9 protein-coding genes are annotated in these 19,364 nt (G+C 37.7%); all 9 read left to right on the top strand.

The features are described from left to right. Window positions 1-6: 6 nt before the first annotated feature. The gene (locus GR929_RS20970; RefSeq protein ID WP_159523647.1) at window positions 7-1,557 is read left to right on the top strand and encodes a RagB/SusD family nutrient uptake outer membrane protein; all 1,551 of its coding nucleotides are present in this window, start codon (window positions 7-9) and stop codon (window positions 1,555-1,557) included. A 20-nt stretch (window positions 1,558-1,577) separates the two neighbouring features. Further along, the gene (locus GR929_RS20975; protein WP_159523649.1) at window positions 1,578-2,312 is read left to right on the top strand and encodes a fasciclin domain-containing protein; all 735 of its coding nucleotides are present in this window, start codon (window positions 1,578-1,580) and stop codon (window positions 2,310-2,312) included. Between the two features lie 15 nt (window positions 2,313-2,327). Further along, a complete protein-coding gene (locus tag GR929_RS20980; protein ID WP_159523651.1) occupies window positions 2,328-3,968 on the top strand; it encodes a DUF5124 domain-containing protein in 1,641 nt (546 codons plus the stop codon). 14 nt (window positions 3,969-3,982) lie between these two features. Next, a complete protein-coding gene (locus GR929_RS20985; RefSeq protein ID WP_159523653.1) occupies window positions 3,983-5,746 on the top strand; it encodes a LamG-like jellyroll fold domain-containing protein in 1,764 nt (587 codons plus the stop codon). 250 nt (window positions 5,747-5,996) lie between these two features. Continuing rightward, window positions 5,997-8,132 (top strand): M60 family peptidase N-terminal accessory domain-containing protein, encoded by a 2,136-nt coding sequence (locus GR929_RS20990; RefSeq protein ID WP_159523655.1) that lies wholly within the window; start codon window positions 5,997-5,999, stop codon window positions 8,130-8,132. Window positions 8,133-8,162: 30 nt separating this feature from the next. After that, complete coding sequence (locus GR929_RS20995) at window positions 8,163-9,902, top strand: DUF4983 domain-containing protein (RefSeq protein ID WP_159523657.1); 1,740 nt, start codon at window positions 8,163-8,165, stop codon at window positions 9,900-9,902. 306 nt (window positions 9,903-10,208) lie between these two features. After that, window positions 10,209-14,315 (top strand): hybrid sensor histidine kinase/response regulator transcription factor, encoded by a 4,107-nt coding sequence (locus GR929_RS21000; RefSeq protein ID WP_159523659.1) that lies wholly within the window; start codon window positions 10,209-10,211, stop codon window positions 14,313-14,315. A 294-nt stretch (window positions 14,316-14,609) separates the two neighbouring features. Continuing rightward, entirely contained in the window at window positions 14,610-17,234 is a 2,625-nt protein-coding gene (locus GR929_RS21005) for a hypothetical protein (RefSeq protein WP_159523661.1), read from the top strand. Window positions 17,235-17,593: 359 nt separating this feature from the next. Beyond that, window positions 17,594-19,102: an IS1634 family transposase gene (locus GR929_RS21010; protein WP_159523663.1), complete on the top strand. Its 1,509-nt coding sequence runs from the start codon at window positions 17,594-17,596 to the stop codon at window positions 19,100-19,102. Window positions 19,103-19,364: the final 262 nt, after the last annotated feature.

Raw genomic sequence — 19,364 nt, forward strand, 5'->3', positions numbered from 1 at the left:
ACTGTTATGAGTGAATGTAATGTTAAAAAAGTGAATGCAACTATGAAAAAGTATATAGTAATCTTATTAACCTTCCTAACCTCCCTTTCTGTTTTTTCAGGATGTGATAGTTTTCTAGATGTTGAGAATATTGATGAACTTTCAGGTAATGTTTTCTGGAAAGATAAAGAGGATGTAGAGGGCTTTACTCTAAGTATCTATTTTAAGCTTCGTGAAGCTGTCATGCAAAATAGTGCTTTTTTTCCTGCTACCGGAGACTTGCGCTGTGCTCCTGTTGTTCCGAGTTTTGGTGATAGGCAGTTTGATTATCTAAGGTCGAATGATTTGGGTACCTTAATTGCGCAATATTATGGCGATTATGTCGAGATAACAAGATGGGATAAGCTGTATGAAGTAATTAGTTCCGCGAATATTTTGCTGGAGGAAGTTGATAACATGGATGCTGGTGCACTTACTGATATTGATGCTCGGCGATATAAAGCCGAGGGTATCTTTATGCGAAATTTAGCCTATTTTTTTCTGGTTCGATTATACGGTGATGTGCCGTATTATATCGAGGCTTATAATGTAGGATCCTTGCCTCGTTTACCGATGGTCGAAGTGTTGCAGAATTGTTCTAGGGAATTAGAAGATATGTTGACATCTGATGTTGACGCGAGTGTATTACCTTGGACTTATGAAGATGCTTCAAAGGTTTCAGTGCGTGCTATGCGTGGAAGTGTAATTGCATTGATGATGCATATTAATCTTTGGCTAGCCGGATTTGATGAAAACAATGCCTCTACTTATTATTCCAAAATTGTTGTTTGGGGTAAAGATATAACACTAAATGGCAGATACGAGTTGTTGGATTTGGATCGTACACGTGCTATTTTCTCTGGAGGATCAAAAGAGAGTTTGTTTGAAATTGTTCAGGACATCAACTCTAATGAGACCTTTAAATACGACGCAGTGTTTTCCAATTATATGATTCCTAGAGGATTGGGGAATAATTATCCAAGGTCTTATTACATGAGCGACTTTTTGACTGATATTTATCCGCCAGCAGAAACTGATAACCGAGCAACTACTTGGTTTAAAAACATCTATGCAAGTGACGTTCCAATTAATTACGACGATGCAAGATGGTTTGTAAAGTTTATGAATACTTATACAGACCCGGATGGAAATTTTACTAGTAATAAAGGCAACCAAGTCATTTTTAGATATGCAGATGTGTTGCTGATGTATGCGGAAGCCAGCGCAAAGTTGGGAGGAGACAATGAGATTGTTGCTCTCGACATGTTGAACGAAGTTCGTCATCGTGCAGGTGCAGAACCGGCATCATCGAGCGGAACTGAATTGCAGGACGCGATATATTGGGAACGAGTTAGAGAATTAATAGGCGAGGGGCAGTATTTCTATGATTTGGTTCGTACTCATAAAATTTATAATTCGGCATTTTGTTATTACCCGATCAGTCGTAGCACTTTTGATAAAGGGGCTTGGACTTGGCCAATTCATAAAGATGCGTTATTGAATAACCCATATATGAGACTCAATCAATATTGGAACTAAATAAAGCTAAACCAAAAGACATGAATAAGATAAAGTTATTAACGATTTTTTCAATTGGTATCTTGATTTTGGGTAGCCTGACAAGTTGTACCGATGACAGTTATTTTAACGATGGAGGCACAAGTAATCCTTTGTACGAAGGGAATATACTGGAATATTTAAAATCCCGACCAGATTATTTCAATAAGCTTGTGAATATTATCGAATATACCGGAATGGAAAAAACATTTGAGGAAGAAGAAATTACCTTTTTCGCCCCCACCGATTTTTCGATTAATAAGTCCATTCAGCTGCTTAATAGTCAGTTATATATTCAGGGAAAAGACACGGTTGAACTGATTGAGCAAATTAATCTGCAGGTTTGGAAGGACTTCCTGACCTTATACATCGTAGAGGGTAAATATCTCTTAAAGGATATCCCACAGATGGATACTACGGCAATGAATGTATTTTCCGGACAGGGTTATAAATCGCTGAATGGAAGGCCGATGAATATGGGGGTTGTTTATCACGATTCAGAAGGAGTGAAATATGCCGGATACCGCGAGCTATTCTATTCATATATATATGATTTCGCTGAAAATGATTTGATAAATTCGCATGTTGCAACGTCTGATATTCAACCTTTAAATGGTGCCGTTCATGTTATTCGTTTCAAGGATCATTATTTAGGTTTTAGCCCCTATAATTTTCCGTCAAGGGCGATAAGTAGCGGAATTAAAAGTATGGATGAAATCGTTAATAACCAAAATTAAGCTAAACCGATGAATATGAATAAGCTATTTCAATATCTAGTTAGAGGGAGAGTGATCATGCTCCCGATGCTGTTTGCCTTTTTTTTGATCGCTTGTGAGGGCACGGGGGGGTTGGCAGAAGATCCTTACGCCGGAGGTAAAGAACCATTGGGAATCAAGTTGTTGGACGAACCTCCTGTTCCAGATAGCGGAATTCCAGGAACTGAGGTGGTATTCAGGGCAAAAGGATTGTCGAAATACAGTAATCCCGCAACGGGGGAATATAAATTTGAATTCTTCATTAATGATGAAAAAACAGAAATTATCAATGCAACCGATACAACTTTAACAGTCCTCATTCCTGCTAATATTAGTTCGGGTGCGTCTTTCCTTGAAATGGAAGGGCAAATATTTTTCGGGCCCCGTTTTACAGTGCTGGGAAATGTTAGTATCGATGAGAACTACGGAATAAAAGAAGGAGCCAGTGGACCGATATACGATTGTCTTTCACATAGTAACGGTGGCTTCTATATTGTCGGAAATTTTAGTTACATTGATAATAGCATTGAGAATAATGAAGCTTACAATTCAATTGCGGTCTTAACTAATCAAGGTAACGTCGTTAAAAAATCTGCAAATTATAATACCGACGGCGCTTTGGGAAGTCTAAATTCGATTTCCCAATTTTCAGATGGACGTCTTTTAGTTTCCGGGAATATTGTTCGTTACGATCAGACTTCAGGCATTGGAAATATTGCCATTATCAAAAGCGATTGCTCGCTTGTAACCGAGGACATTGAATTACTCAGGCAAAACGGGGAATCTACTGTAAGAACCTTCAGCAGTTTCAATGGAGGGGCTGAAGATGCTAGCATATTGAAGTCATTCGTTACATCTAACGATGATGTTATTGCAATTGGAAATATGAAGCAATACCGACGGGCAGATTATGCAAATTCAACCTACAGCTACATAAAGTATGATATAACTGAGGTGAATTCGGTGATGAAAATGTCTATAGATGGTAACCTCGACTTGACTTACCACAATGGAGAAAACGCATCCGGTTCAAACGGAATTGTTAGTGATGCCTACTTAGATGGAAGTGATGGCGTTATTATCGCTGGGGATTTTACTGCTTTTGATGGCATGCCAACCGGTAATATTGTTCGTTTAAATAGCGACGGCGAGGTTGATCAAGACTATCTGGCCAATATTGGAACTGGAGCCAATGGGGCAATCAATGTGATTCGCTACAATAAAGCAATGGATAAAACAATGGTTACGGGTAATTTTACCGAATTTAACGGATTTAGTTGTTCTGGTGTGGTCATGTTAAATGGCGACGGTACCGTAGATGACAACTTTAAATTGAAACAGATTTCGGGAGGTGCTGTTAATTTTGCAACCATGTTAAATAGTGGAAAAATTGTCCTCTCCGGAACATTCGAAAAATATGATGAAATTACAAGGTCAGGTATCTTGATCCTGGAAGCGAGCGGAGATGTTGAACAGGACTTTAACGTTCCGGGTAACTTCTCTGGACAATTATATAACGTGTTCGAAACCAGTTCTACCGAAGGCTATTATGCCTTGCTTCTTGTTGGGAATTTTAACCGGTTTGACGATCAGATCGTTCGTAATATTGTTAAGATTCGAGTGATGGATGTTGAATGAAAAAAAATAAACTTATGAAAAAAAATATTATCATTTTTAAGAACATCTTTAACCTTTCTAAATTGATTCTTTCAATGGCGTTTCTGTTATTAGGATTCTCTTGTAACACAGACTTTGACAGGATCTTAAATGAAAATTATCCACAGTCCGGTACTAAATTTGAATCCGGGAAAGTACTGTATATCATTCTGGATGGAGCTAGTGGCTCAGCAATGAGGACCGCTTTATATAATGGTAAGGCCCCGAATCTTTTGGGCATGGTTACCAATGCCAGTTATTCGTTCAATAGTCTTGCTGATCAGGAAGGAGGCACAATGACAAACGAACGAGGTTGGGCTAACCTTTTAACCGGAGTTGGAGCTGCCCGACACGGAGTTGAAGGCAGCGATTTATCCCAATTGAGCGCACCGACGGTTCTTAGCTTACTAAGTAGCACAAATATTGCGATACAGTCCAGTATCATTACTGCAGATTCGGCTTTTTACGATGCATTCTCGTCTGGTGTAAATTCTTCTTCAGTTGTGTTGGATGATTCCTTCGTAAAAGATAAATGTATTGAAGAACTAGAAAAGGAAGGTACTACAGTTTCTGATGTTGTTTTGGCTCACTTTAAAGGCATTGAATTAGCGGGTAAAAGTAACGGCTATTTTGATCCGGATACAGATGGCCCGGGATCGGCGGTTATTGATGCAGTCCAAACAGTAGATGACTATATCGGTGATATTATGGGGCAATTGAAAGCAAGGCCTAATTATTCTCGCGAAAATTGGTTGGTTATTGTTGCGTCAAGTTATGGAGGAGTTTTAAGTTCCTCTAGTTCCGATTTGTATGATGATAAAAGCAGAAATGCTTTTACTTTAATGTTTAATCCCCGTTTTTCCTCTAAGTTAATTCAAAAGCCAGCTTTAGAAGATAGTCCATATTTCGGGTATGGTGTAAGATACACTTATGAAAATGATAATTATGTGAATGCTAGTTTGCGAGATCCAACTCTTTATAACATGGGAGCAGACAATTCCTACACGATTCAGTTTATGTTTAAAAATACTGCCGGAACCTATGGGTGGCCCACCATTTTGTCGAAGAGAAAGGAAGGATTTAGTGGGTTGGGTTGGAATATTTTTCTCAAAGGAAACTACTGGACCATCAATACATCTAAATCGGGCGAAACAGCAGGAGGCACTGTTAGTGACGGGAAATGGCATGTACTTACAGTCGTTTTTGAGCAATTTGAGTCAGGTGTGCATGGTACAATAAAGGTTTACACCGATGGTATATTTAATAACGAAAATAGGTTGTGGAATAATTCGTGGGATTTAATGGATAATGATATTCCATTGCGCATCGGAAGGATACCATCGGATGGAGATGCTAGTCCGGATTTCTTGCTCACAAACCTTCAGATATATAATACGGCACTTAGTAGTGAAGATATCAGTACATTGTCTTGTATTTCAGATGTTAACGAATCTCACCCGTATTTTGAGTATTTGGTCGGATATTGGCCGAGTGATGAAATTGGTGGCAATATTATTAAAGAGAAGACCAGAAAGTGGGGGAGTAAGGCCGATTTTGTGTTAACCGGACCTTATACCTGGAAGGATTTCAGTGATAATAGTACAAATGTTTGCCCTCCGGCTCCTGGAGCATATTACCGGTTAGTACCCAATTCGGTAGATATGCCCTTTCAGATTCTGCAATGGTTGGGAATCTCATCGGATACAGCTTGGAACCTGGAAAGTCGGGGATGGGCACCAGTTTATTCGATCTTGAATTGATAGTTATTTTTTCTGTAATAAAAGCGATGAAACGAGTGAGTTGTATCAACCTTTTCGTACAAAGGAAAATATTCAGACCGGAGTTCTTTACAGTAATACAAAGTACTTTTGTATACAGATGGAAAGACCTTGAACAAAATTTTGCACACACATTTGGTTTTCTGAAAAGTTCCATCGTATTAATATACAAAAAATGAAGAAATACAGTTTGATCCGAAATTTGCAGAACGTTAATTTGAAAAATAAACAGATGAAAATAAAAAATAATTTTCTCGAAATTTTATTCATCGGAATCCTGACAGGTCTCTCCATAATGGGATGTGATGTCAGTTATAACTATGACTTTAAAGACGGTTACGATGACTATGTTTTTGACAGTGATAGTGTTACTATTGATACTCTTACAGGTATTGATCAAAGCATGTTGGCTAAAGCTTTTATTTTCCCGGGTTTGGTTGGCGATAATGAGCGAAGGATACAAGATACTGTTATTCGTTTGGATCTGAGTTATAAATATGTAAGTCCCCGCAAACTAAATATCACAATGGTCCCTGAGCCAATTTACAGCACTGGTTTATATGCCGGACCTGGTGAGCTTATTGAAATATCCGTTCCGGCTGGGGTCATGGGACTGAGTGTTCAGATCGGATCTCAGATGGACGATTTGTCTGATATAAATCCAGCAAAACGTGAACCCATAATATATACCCGTAAAGCATTAAATCCGGGAACAAACACGATCCGCAATCCGATGGGGGGGTATATTTGGATTCGTAGGCCAAAAGAATACGGGGTAAGTCAACAGGTTGATTTACAGGTAAAAGGGGCTTGTCGTGCTCCTGACTACATTGCCGGACAAACAATTCCGACGGACTGGAAGAATGAGATTTTAAACTCGAAGGTTCCTTGGCTTGAGCTTCGTTCTCAGCGAATTGCTTTCACTGTGTCACGTAGTTGGATGGTTGCCAAGATGGTAAATAACCCCAATTTTGCGAATGAGGTTGCAGCTGTAATCAATATGTGGGATGAATCTATTTCCCTTGATTTTAACTATTTCTTTGGGTTAAATGATTTGGACGAAGAGCTGGAGTACCGTGCTCCGGAATTTCCTTTTAGAGTAATTTTAGATGCTCAGTTACAAAATTCTGAATTTATTCATTGGGAAAGTCAGCCCATTGTCGCGATGAACTCCGAATATTGGGTGGATGAGTTAACCGATCTGAGCGGCTTTCGGAATGGTAAATCATGGGGAATTTATTCTGTCCTGGGAAACAATTTCGACCCGCTTGCTACGCCTTGGTGGACTAGTATCAGCCAAGCTGCTACAAAATTGCCACTGTACAAATCGGTTGAGAGGAATCGTGAAGATAAAACCAATATGCCACCGTTGTTCACCGAAAATGGTATTGACGAACAGTTTCCGCTGGCTCTCTCTTATGCAATTGCTGACAGTAGTAAGATGATGGGGAGGGATATCGGTACATCATACGACGGTTTTATGTTATTGCCATTGGTTCAATTAGGACATTACAGTCCTGGAGGTATTCAGGATTGGTCTTTCTATAACTATTTGTTTGGTGAAGGGAGGAGTGAACTTACTTCCAATCAATGGTATAAACCACAAGATTTATTATACAAACTTCTTTGTGAGTATTATCAGAAAAATTTTGCGCAATTCTTTGATCAATGGGGGATTAATATTGGAGATAACGTGAGAGTGGAAATGGATAATAAGTTCGGATTTCTCGATGTTGCTTTATGGCGCTATGATCCGGTTAAAGAAACTTATTCTGGAGGAAATGATGTTGATATATCCAATTATCGTTATCGTGATGCTCGTACTAATTGGACGGTTACGGTTTATGATGCTGAAGGTAATTTCAGTGATCAGGAAGATCAGGGACAAGGAATCCGGAACCTAATTGACGGTGACATGGACTCTTATTGGCACACAACCTGGCAAAATCTTTCCAAACCTCGTCAGCTTCCATTTACACTTTATTTTGATATGCAGCAAGAGAATGTGGTGGACGGTTTCTATTTGGCAGATGGAACGCGTAAGTATCGTCCTCGTAAACTGATTATTTATACAACAGATGATGAGCCTTATTCAGGGACAATATGGACACCGTTGGATACGATTTTCCCCGCCTATGACAACCCGGTAAATGGCGGATTGAAGCCCAATATCCGTAACCTACAGTTTTTTGATTTAGCTAATCGTTCAACCTTCAGGTATTTCAAAGTTGTCATACCCGAGCCCTCTTTTGATTCTGAGGTTAGCAAAGATGGAGTAGATGTCATGTGGATGCCCGGTGATGCCATTGATCCGAATGTTTATTACCACCAAACAATTGACGAGTTCGGTACCTACCATTACAAGTAAAATCTAATTACAACCTAATTTTAATTAACAATGAGATACAAAATAAATCGCGATATTGCCATTCTGGTATTTACCATTGCTCTGGTGGGAACGATCTTTACTTCATGCGAGAAATATGATACTCCAGCATCAATACGAGAAAGCCTGGAGGACGAAGGCCAGGATACTTCAATTGTCCGAAAAGTACTTTTAATTAATGTTGATGGTGGGGTGGGGCAACTTGTAAAAGAAATAATGCCTCAAAATATTGCTTCTTTATTACCCAAAAGTAAATATAGCTTTGACGGATATTGTGCCGTAGCAGAGGGTGAGCGTAATAGTGGAGAGGAAGAGCCTGTTAGCTGGGCGAGTATGTTGACTGGAGTTTTAAACGTGAAGCATAAAATAAAAAATAACACTTACATTCCTGTTGTTTCAATGACTCCGGATGCTCCTGATGTTGTAATTGATTATTATCCAACATTACTTTATCGGATTCGTAATAACGATCCGTTAGCTCGAACAATTTGCATTACACCATGGCAGGCATTGAATGACCGTTTCTTAGGAGATGCCAATAAAACCATCACTAGTATTTCTGATGAAGCATCAAAAGACTCTACTGTTTTCAGTTTGCAAAACGATGATTATGTTTTTACCATGGCTAGTTTTAAAGGGGCATTGGAAGTAGGTAAAACAAATGGATTTAAGATAACCAATGCCGATTATATATCACAAATTGAAACCATCGATGGATATATTGGTGAGATAATTGATGCCGTTAAATCCCGGGAAACTTATGAAAAAGAAGATTGGCTGATTATCATTACATCGACTAATGGCGGAACCCCTGAAGGCAGTTATGGTGGAACAAGTGATGAAGAGAGAAATACATTTACCATCTTCCATTACATGAATTTCAACGAACGGGAATTAAATGGCACGTTTATAACTTCGCCACGTTTTACGGGTGATATAGCCGGAAATGTATCTGACCCTGAACAACGTTATGCGTTAACTCCGACTGATACCATGACCATTGAAATGATTTTTAAAGTTAATGCTCGGGAGGATGACGGGTCTTTCGGTTATGGTAATTGGATAAAGGTAATGGGAAAACAGAATTGGGGTTTTTTCCAGAAGTGGTCAACTTTGAATTTTAGATGCGAATCCAATACCGGAGTCACAATAGAGCGAGGAGTTACCGGCTTCGATGATGGGCTTTGGCATTCATTCGCGGTTTCATCTTATTTTAATCAGCAAAAAGAAGCAAGAACTTTCAAACTTTATTATGATGGGAGCCTAACGTATACGGGCGATTATGATTTGGATATGAATGCATCTGCTGTCGATACCGCTGATTTGCAAATGGGGGGATTATCTGATATTGACTTTAATGCGGCCGTTGTTCGTATTTGGGATACGGTTTTAAATGAATACGAATTTGATCAGAATGCATGTTTGTTGGAAATGACCTCAACACATCCCAATTATGATCGTTTAATTGGCTATTGGAATTTGTTGGATCAGGGGGCAATTAGAAATGACACTGTTCTGGCTAGTCCAATTTCAGGAATCCCCGATATGTATATAACCGGGCAGCCGTTAACTTATAGTAAGAGTGCCAATACATTGGCTTGTCATTTTGCCGATGATGATATTGTAGTGGAAAGTGAGACGATTGCTCCTCAGATATTTTATTGGCTGAATATCAATCCATCAAGTGACTGGAGACTTGATCGACCTGAATTTCTGTCAAAATATGATCTGGAAATTTATCGGCCTGAATAGATTTTAAAGAATATATAAGGGCGTCTAAGGTAAAGTATTATTCCTTTTATCCCTGTTTTTACTAGTAATCAATCGTAACTAAATAGCGTTGATTACTAGTTTTTTCATGCGTAAGATGCAATGGAGTATGTGGATGATGTATCCCCGGTTGTGTGAGTCATTTTTTTAATTTACTTTAATTTGCAGTATATTTTTGGTAGTGATTGAGTTCCTTTAGAGGTGTATTTGCTATTTTATTATTTAGAGGGTTATTCGCTTTTTTTAATTGTTATTTTGATATTACCTTTGTATTTGTAATTCAGATCAATGTCAAAAGTAATTCGTTATATTGTTACCTTATTAATTCTTCAATTTATAATGGTTGAATCATTTTCAATGGATATTGATAATGATTTTAAGATAGATTATAAGGGAATTGAAGATGGCTTGTCAAATAATTCTGTTACGTCAATTTATCAGGATGATAAGGGTTTTATTTGGATTGGGACTTTTGACGGTTTGAACCGTTTTGATGGCTATGATTTTAAGTTGTTTCGAAATCAACCAGGTGATGATATGAGCCTGATTCATAACCGAATCGTTAGTATTTCAGGAACTGGCGATGAAATTTGGGTGGGAACTAAAAAAGGATTAAGTATTTACAATTTTCATACGGGAACTTTTTTAAAAGCAACGTACAAGGATAATAAGAGCACTGAACAAACCATTTTAAGTTATCCGGTAAACGAAGTGTATAGCCATAAGGGAAAAGTGTACATTGGGACAGCAGGCAAAGGGCTATTGGTTAGTGATGGAGATAAAGGAAATTGTGAGAGAGTTCCATTGGGACGGGATAACGAGATAAGCTGGGATTATCACGTTCAGGGAATTGATTTTGCTGTAGATGGAGTACTTTGGTGTTTTGTGCAGGGTGAAGGAATCGCGAAATTCGATGAAACTTCCAAAAGGCTAAAAATAATCTATTCTGCGGTAAAGAGCGGGCGTTGTATGACTTTTGATGATGAAGATAATTTATGGGTTGGTCTGGACAACGGTTTGTTAAAATATAATATAAAGGAAGATTCTAGTTTTATTTTCTCTCATAAAGAAGTACGTTTTCAATATACAAGTATTATCTATCTCGAGGATAGACAACAAATCTGGGCTTCAACGGACGGGAATGGAATTATAGGATTCAATCTGAATGAAAAAAAATTCTTCACAATAACAAAGGATAATACAAATAACGGCTTGTCGAGTAACTCGATTTACTGCATGTTTCAGGATAAGGATAAGAGAATATGGTTAGGTACAATTAGAGGTGGGATAAATACAGTTGAAGAGCAAAACGAAATGTTCCAAACTGTTGCTATAAATGAGAAAGGATCTGGAGAGTCACTTTCAAATAATTATATTTCTGCGTTTTGTGAGCAAGATGAAAACAATGTTTGGATAGGGACCGACGGAAGTGGGTTATACCTTTGGAACATGAAGCAGAACACGTACACAAATTATTCTAATAATCCTAAAAAGCTCCGATCGTTACCGAGCAACTTCATTACCAATATAAAAAAAGAGCCCACAGGACTTTGGGTTGCGACCTATGGCGGTGGAATTTGTCGTTTTGATGAAAAGACTCATAATTTTATCCGTTATAGTCTTTTTGATGATAAGCATAATGTTAATCATCTAAATATTTGGACACTTTTTGTTGACTCCAAGCATGTTTTATGGGCAGGTTCATCTGATCAGCCCGGAATTTTTAAATACAATCAAGAAACCGATTCGTTTGAATATCTCGATGTGCCTTTCATCGGAATTTTGTCCATCAAAGATGATCAACTTAACGATCTATGGGTGGGAACCTTCAGCGAATTGAGCCGGTTCAATTCAGAAACGATGGATATTAAAAGTTTTAAAATGGATTATCCGGTACGGTCAATTGTGCCGATTAACAAGAACGCGATCCTTATTGGTACTGAAGGGGGGGGACTAATCAAATTAGACCCTGTTACCGGAGAGCAAAGGGTTTTTATTGAGAAAGACGGACTTTGCAATAACTCTGTTCTTAACATTATAAAAGATGATAATGACTTTTATTGGTTGAGTACATACAACGGAATATCAAGATTTGATATTAGAACAGAGCAATTTGTTAACTACTATGATTCAGACGGTCTTCAAAGTAATCAGTTCTCCTATAACGCTGGATTAATGCTTACTTCAGGAAAAATATTGTTGGGAGGAATAAAAGGATTTAATATTGTCAATCCTGGTGTTACTACGACAAAAGCTAAATTCCCAAATCTCTTAATCACTCAGATAAGCGTCAATAATGTTAACATTGAAAAGAGTGGAAAATCTGCTTTAACAATTCACCGGCTCAAACTTCCAAGTGATCGTTCGATGTTAACCATCAATTATGTCGGAGTTGAATATTCTAAACCGAATAAGATCTTGTATGCCTATTATTTGGATGGTTGGGATTTTGAATGGCATTATGTTGGTAAATCCAGAGTCGCAAATTATTCGAAATTGACAGAGGGAAATTATACATTAAAAATTAAGTCAACGAACGCTGATGGAACGTGGCGTGATGATTATCTTGAACTTCCTATTATAATTACCCCTCCATGGTACAGATCAAAATTAGCTTATTTTTTCTATTTGGTCTTTGTTGTTGGTGTTATTTATATGATATACAGCTATAAAAAGAAGCAGAATCTGTTGAGGTATGAGATTCGGCTTTCTGAAGAAAAAATAAAATATGAACAAGAGTTGAGTGAAAAGAAGCTTAACTTTTTTACAACAGTTTCGCATGAGTTTAGACTTCCGTTAACTATGATTATCAATCCATTAAAGGATATGTTGTATGGAGGGAAGATTGAGCCTGGAGCAATAAGCATGGCTTATCGGAGTTCACGTCGCTTGCTCAATATGGTTGATCAACTGTTAATGTTCAGAAAGATCGAAAGTGAGAGAAACAAAATGAACATCCGTAAGTTGGACATTATTGAGCTTTGTAACGAAGTTTATTCTAGCTTTATCCATCTGGCAAACAGTAAGGATGTCGATTATCGGTTTTTTACTTCAATTGAACGTGAATATATATATGCTGATCGTCAGAAAATGGAGATTTGTTTACATAACTTAATCTCCAATGCTTTTAAGTATACCGATGTTAAGGGAGGTCGGGTAATATTGAAAGTTAAACAAAATCAGAATCCTGATGAACTAATTATACAGGTGTCCGATAATGGTATTGGAGTCAAAGATGATGATAAAGAAATGATATTTAATTTATTCTACCAATCGCATCAAAGCGGTAGTAACGAATTACGTGAGAAAGGTTTTGGTATCGGTTTGTATATTGTCGAAATGTATGTAAAGCAACATCATGGAGTGGTTCGCTGTTATGATAATGGAACAGGCGGTTCAATCTTTGAGATTCGTCTGAAGATGGGAAAAGAACATTTTGCTGGTTTTCCAATTGATGAAGAAGCTTCTGAAGGATCTAATTTCGAAAAAGTAAGATTGAACCTACAGCAGGAGCAAGCAGCGGAGAATCAGGAGATATTTGATGAAAGCGAAGATATGGGAGCAGAGAATCAAATGAATGTGAAGAGTGATCTAATTTTGGATCGTAGGTACATTCTGCTGATCGATAATGATCTTCAATCGATCAATTTCATGAAAAAAATTCTTTTTGATCAATACATCATCACGGAAGCGTTAACGGCACAGGATGCTCTGGCACAGATAAAACAAAAACACCCTGATCTGATTGTTTCAGATGTCTTATTAAAAGACATGAACGGTGTTGATTTGTGTAGAAGCTTGAAAGAAGATTCGGAAACACAGCACATTCCGGTCATACTGCTTACAGCTGCAATTTCTGAAGAGATCAAATTAAAAGGAATTGAAGTTGGCGCTGATGATTACCTAACCAAACCCTTTGATCAAGATTATCTGAAGGCCAAAATTAATGGGATATTTAAACGTCGGGAAGTAATGCAGGATAGACTTCTGAAAATTGTCACGTTGAATTCTGCTGATTTTAAGCTATCGGATCAGGATAAGGAATTTTTGGATCAGATTGTTGAAATTGTCGAAAATGCCCCGGAAAAGTTCAATATAACGAAGTTATCTTCGGAGCTTGGCATGAGCCATTCCCTATTGTATAAAAAGGTAAAGCAGTTAACGGGAAAAACAGTTATCGAGTTCGTCCGATTTATCCGGTTGCGCATGGTAGCTGTAAACCTTATAACCATGGACGTACAAATTAATCAAGCAGCTTTAGCTGCCGGGTTTAATGATCTCAAATATTTCCGTAAACATTTTCAATCTCAATATGGGATGAGTCCTTCGGCATTTCAGAAAAAATATAAAAGCAGCTTACAGGACAAACAATACATTTTGAAGGATAGTTTTTAGATGAAATGTGGATAAACTGCATAAAAGATAATTACCCCCCCCTAAATTACGATTATTACCTCCTTTCGATAAAACAAATTTTAATAATTTCGAAATTATTGAAGCTGCTAATCGTTTTGACGGATGAGCATGTCTTATTTGTATTGGCTGCTGAAATTTAGATTTTGTGATCCCTGTTCTGGTGCTTCCTTCTGAATATTAGTATGGAAAAGACGTTGTGCCAACATTTTGATCACATTAATTTGGTATTTAGGGATAATACAGAAAATTAAACAAGACTCTAAAATTATCTTTATGAAAATGGTATTTATCTTTGTATGCAGCCTGTTATTTTGTCTGTCTGCAAGAAGTCAGGGTGTGCAAACGATCACTTATGATTCTATCATGCATAGAATGTCCCGACAAATTGTTGCTTATCCGGAAGAGAAAATTCATCTGCACATCGATAAGAGTACGTATATGGCCGGGGAGAAAATCTGGCTTCGTGCTTATCTTCTCAATTCTTGCTTTCATACAACATCGTATTTAAGTCATTATGTATATGTGGAGCTTATAAATCCATTTGACTCCATCGTTTCACGAGTGAAAATTCGCTCGGTGGATGGTGGTTTCCCTGGTTATATCTCATTGTCGGAAGACCTTCCGGAAGGAGAATATACACTCAGGGCTTATACAAAGTATATGAGAAACATGGATGACGATTATTTTTATCGGCGACATGTACAAATTGGAAACCCAATGTCTGCTCTGGTTCATTCATCTTTAGAAATAGATTCTAGTAACAAGGGAAAATTGAATGCTTCAGTAAGATTTTCAGGATATTCACAGTCAGAGCTTTCTGTGACTGATTTTGATATTCAGGGAAAGGATAGAGAATACTTTGATGTTAAGCAGGAATTGGACAATTGCTTTAGTTTTAACTTTGGGGAAAAGCTAACAAAAGAAAACTCCACCGTTTTAGTTACGCTTCAGGATGACTCCAGGCGAACCTATCGGAAATTTATTAAATTAGATTCTGCGTATGATTTCGATGTTTCCTTCTATCCAGAAGGGGGAAATTTATTAGGCGGAAACATTAACAGGATTGCATTCAAAGCACTTAAAATGAATGGCGAGGATGAATGGGTTCGGGTTTCGGTACTCAATACAGAACGAGATACAGTTGCCTCGGCTGTAACCTCTGTGAACGGAATGGGTTTGATAACATTTTTTGCAACTCCAAATGAAACGTACACCGCTATATGTGTTAATTTGCAAGGCAAACAAAAAACAATTCGTTTGCCTGAATCGAATGTAAAGGCAATCTCTTTAAAACTGGATAAGGTGCAAAACCGAATTGTGGTGACTCCAGTAGCAGCTTCAGAGGCAAAATGTGATTCCGTGTTTTTGGTGGCACATGTTCGTGGGGTAATCGTTTATGCGGACTGGTGGAAAAAATCAAAGCCAATAATTCGGTTTGATCAGCGATTATTTCCATCGGGAGTTGTTCAATTCCTGCTTCTTGATAAACACATGAATCCCCTTAGTGAACGCCTTACATTCGTTGATAATATGACTGATGCATTGGTGTCATTGAGTCTCAATAATTCGGTTATTAAACCTCGCAAACTGGTCACTGGACAAGTGAAACTTACAGATCAATCTAATAGTCCTTTGGTTGGCAATTTTTCAATTTCGGTCGTTGATGAAAATTTGACTAACGTCGATACGGCATTCAATATAAAAGCGGATTTGTTACTTCGTTCTGAATTGAAAGGATATATCGCTAATCCTGCGTATTATTTTGAATCCGATAACAAGCACGCAAAAGTTGGGGTGGATTTGTTGATGATGACACACGGCTGGCGGAGATATAATATTCCCCAAATAATCAAAGGTAAATTTGAGCTGTCAACGATTCAACCGGAAAGGAGTCAACAAGTTTCGGGTATCGTGAAGGACGGCCTGTTGTTGAATTCAAATGCAGGTGATCATGTTGATGTTTTAATTCTAGGAGACAACAGCACATACAACGATGTAACATCAACAGATAAAAAAGGTGAGTTTAAGTTCGAAGGAATTGAGTTCCCGGATGGCACCGGTTTCGTTTTGCAGGTGTTAAAAAGAAATGGAAGCAAACATCTGTTTTTGGATATAAAAGAGGATTCAATTCCCACCCCACAAGCTGTTCAGTATAGAGCGAAGAAAGAGCCCGATGATCGTTTTCAAAAATACATGTATTACGCGGAGCAGAATTTGAATCATGATTCGGCACTAATGGATGTGATCTATTTGGAGGAAGTTGAAGTAACCGGGCAACATCTCGGTGATGATATCCCTTTTCGTTTTACCGATTCAGAGTCTTTTTCAGAAAATGTAATTAAATCTTATGCTGCATCCACATTTCGTGATTTCTTGGAGCAACAGCTGAGAATTACCTTCGAACTTGACAAACCGTTATTCAGGAGAGAAGATGTATATTTTGTCGTCGATGAATTTAGTTGTTCATATCAGGATTTGCAGTACGATTTACAGATGAATAATGTTGAGCGAATTGAATTGATTAAAGATCACGGAGCTGCCAGTTTCTGGGGAGGAGGGGCTAATTATGGAGCAACGGTTTGGATTAAAACAAAAAAAGGAATGTATGCGTCTGTAAAGGAGCAATTTAATTTGAGGAAGATTTTTCCGTTGGGCTATCAAAGGCCAATTGAGTTCTATTCGCCGAAATATGAAAAAGAAGAACAAAAACATCATAATCTATCGGATTACAGATCAACCGTATATTGGAATCCGGTAATTTTTACAGATAGTCAGGGGGAGGCTTCATTTTCGTTTTATTCTACCGATCAAACAACTGATTATCTCGCCGTAATTGAAGGGATTTGCACAAGCGGTGAGATTATTTATTTGGTTAAAAAATTGAACGATAACTTTTGAGGAGTGCTTTGTGAGATTAGAAATGAAGAAGGTGGTTGGAGCGACGCGCACCTTCAATGGAGAAGAAGGTTATTGAGGTCTATTTTTTTTATAGTTATACCAATTTAACTTTGTATTGCCGTATATGATTTGTATCTTTAGGTATGAAAAATCCAATACCTATTGATATAAAAGAAAGCCTTCCCGAACTGAAAAAATCAAGGTCAAAACAACCCACTTTGTTGAAACAAAAACGGGTAGATTGCTTAATCCCCTGAGTTCCGCACTTTTTCAGGCATAAAAATCACAAGTCACACACAATCAGCGAAATAATCTATTTTTTCTTGCCAACATGGGTGTCCCAGCGGTATATTTGTACCATGTTTGTGAGAAAAAAGAAGAATAAAAGTGGAGTTGTAAGTGTTCAAATCATTGATAAAAGTTCTGGAAAGTACAAAATGGTTAAGACAATTGGCAGCTCTAGCGATCCTGCTGAGATTGACATACTCTACAATCAAGGTTTAGATTACATTGAACATTACCAGGGGCAGCAAACCTTTGATTTCTCCACTCAGGATTTCAACCAGACGATCAAACAAAGCATTCAAAAAATATACATAAATGGGATTCATCTTTTACTGGGTAAGATTTATACAGAAATAGGTTTTGATAAAGTTTGCGATGATCTTCTCAAACAATTGGTTTTGGTTCGGCTCTCCCATCCAGCCAGCAAATTAAGAACGACACATTATTTGCGGCGATACTTTTCCGTTAATATTAACGAAGATCGCATCTATAGATACCTGGATAAGATTTATACAAGTCACAGGGAAACACTTCAGCAAATTAGCTACAACCATACCAAGAGGGTTCTTGGAGGTATTGTCAGTATTGTTTTTTACGATGTAACTACCATCTATTTTCAGATAGATGATGAAGATGAAGTTCGAAAACGAGGTTTTTCCAAGGAAGGAAGACATCAAAATCCACAAATTGTCTTAGGACTTCTTGTTGGTCTGGAAGGCTATCCATTGGCATATGAGATTCATGAAGGTAATAAGTTTGAAGGACATACAATGCTACCGATTATTGATGCATTCAAAGCCAAATACGAACTGGATAAGCTAATTGTGATTGCTGATTCTGGATTACTCTCATCATCGAATGTAAAAGAGCTACAAGAAAAAGGTTACGAGTTTATTCTTGGAGCACGAATTAAAAATGAAAGTGCATCTGTGAAACATAAAATACTTTCATTGAAGCTGGATGATAAAACAAGTGCAATTATTAAAAAAGAAGATGGAACAAGGTTAATTGTAGGCTACACAGACAGAAGGGCAAAAAAAGATAAGCATAACAGGGACAGAGGATTGATGAAACTGGAACAGAAAGTAAAATCAGGTAAAATGACCAAGTCCTCAATTAACAATCGAGGCTATAATAAATATTTAAAATTAGAAGGAGAGATCAACATTTCTATTGACCATGAAAAGTTTGCTGACGATGCTGCATGGGATGGATTGAAAGGTTATCTTACTAATACAACACTATCAAAAGACGAGATTATCAGTAATTACGGTCAACTTTGGAAAATTGAGAAGGCTTTTCGAGTTTCAAAACACGATCTGAAGATCCGACCAATTTACCATCGATTGCACAAGAGAATAGAAGCGCACATTACCATCAATTTTGTAGCTTATAAAGTTTACAAAGAGCTTGAGCGCCTGTTAAAACTGAAAAATAACAAAATTAGTTGCGAGCAGGCTATTGAAATAGCCAAATCAATTTATGCAGTTGAGTTTACAGATCCAACTAATGGCAACACTTACAAAGAGACTTTACTACTAAGTGAGGAACAAAATCAACTCGCAGAATTATTTGAATTCTAATTTGGGTGTCCCAGCGCGGAACTCAGGAAAAAATCAAGGTCAAAACAACCCACTTTGTTGAAACAAAAACGGGTAGATTGCTTAATCCTATTGAAGACATCAAAATTTGAAACCCGGCAGGAGTTAGCCGATCATCTCCGTGTACATATCCGCACACAGGAACGGTGGTTAAACAAATATAGGGAAGGGGGAATTGCCTGGCTTCTTGCAGATGAACCAAAGATCAGGACTTCAAAAATAATAACCCCACAAATCCATAATG

It is taken from the genome of Sunxiuqinia indica, assembly GCF_009847015.1.
Taxonomy (GTDB): Bacteria; Bacteroidota; Bacteroidia; order Bacteroidales; family Prolixibacteraceae; genus Sunxiuqinia; species Sunxiuqinia indica.

Bases quoted from the DNA above. Each gene is read 5' to 3' on its own strand.
- GR929_RS20970 (WP_159523647.1), top strand. From the start codon at position 7: ATGAGTGAATGTAATGTTAAAAAAGTGAATGCAACTATGAAAAAGTAT.
- GR929_RS20975 (WP_159523649.1), top strand. From the start codon at position 1,578: ATGAATAAGATAAAGTTATTAACGATTTTTTCAATTGGTATCTTGATT.
- GR929_RS20980 (WP_159523651.1), top strand. From the start codon at position 2,328: ATGAATAAGCTATTTCAATATCTAGTTAGAGGGAGAGTGATCATGCTC.
- GR929_RS20985 (WP_159523653.1), top strand. From the start codon at position 3,983: ATGAAAAAAAATATTATCATTTTTAAGAACATCTTTAACCTTTCTAAA.
- GR929_RS20990 (WP_159523655.1), top strand. From the start codon at position 5,997: ATGAAAATAAAAAATAATTTTCTCGAAATTTTATTCATCGGAATCCTG.
- GR929_RS20995 (WP_159523657.1), top strand. From the start codon at position 8,163: ATGAGATACAAAATAAATCGCGATATTGCCATTCTGGTATTTACCATT.
- GR929_RS21000 (WP_159523659.1), top strand. From the start codon at position 10,209: ATGTCAAAAGTAATTCGTTATATTGTTACCTTATTAATTCTTCAATTT.
- GR929_RS21005 (WP_159523661.1), top strand. From the start codon at position 14,610: ATGAAAATGGTATTTATCTTTGTATGCAGCCTGTTATTTTGTCTGTCT.
- GR929_RS21010 (WP_159523663.1), top strand. From the start codon at position 17,594: ATGTTTGTGAGAAAAAAGAAGAATAAAAGTGGAGTTGTAAGTGTTCAA.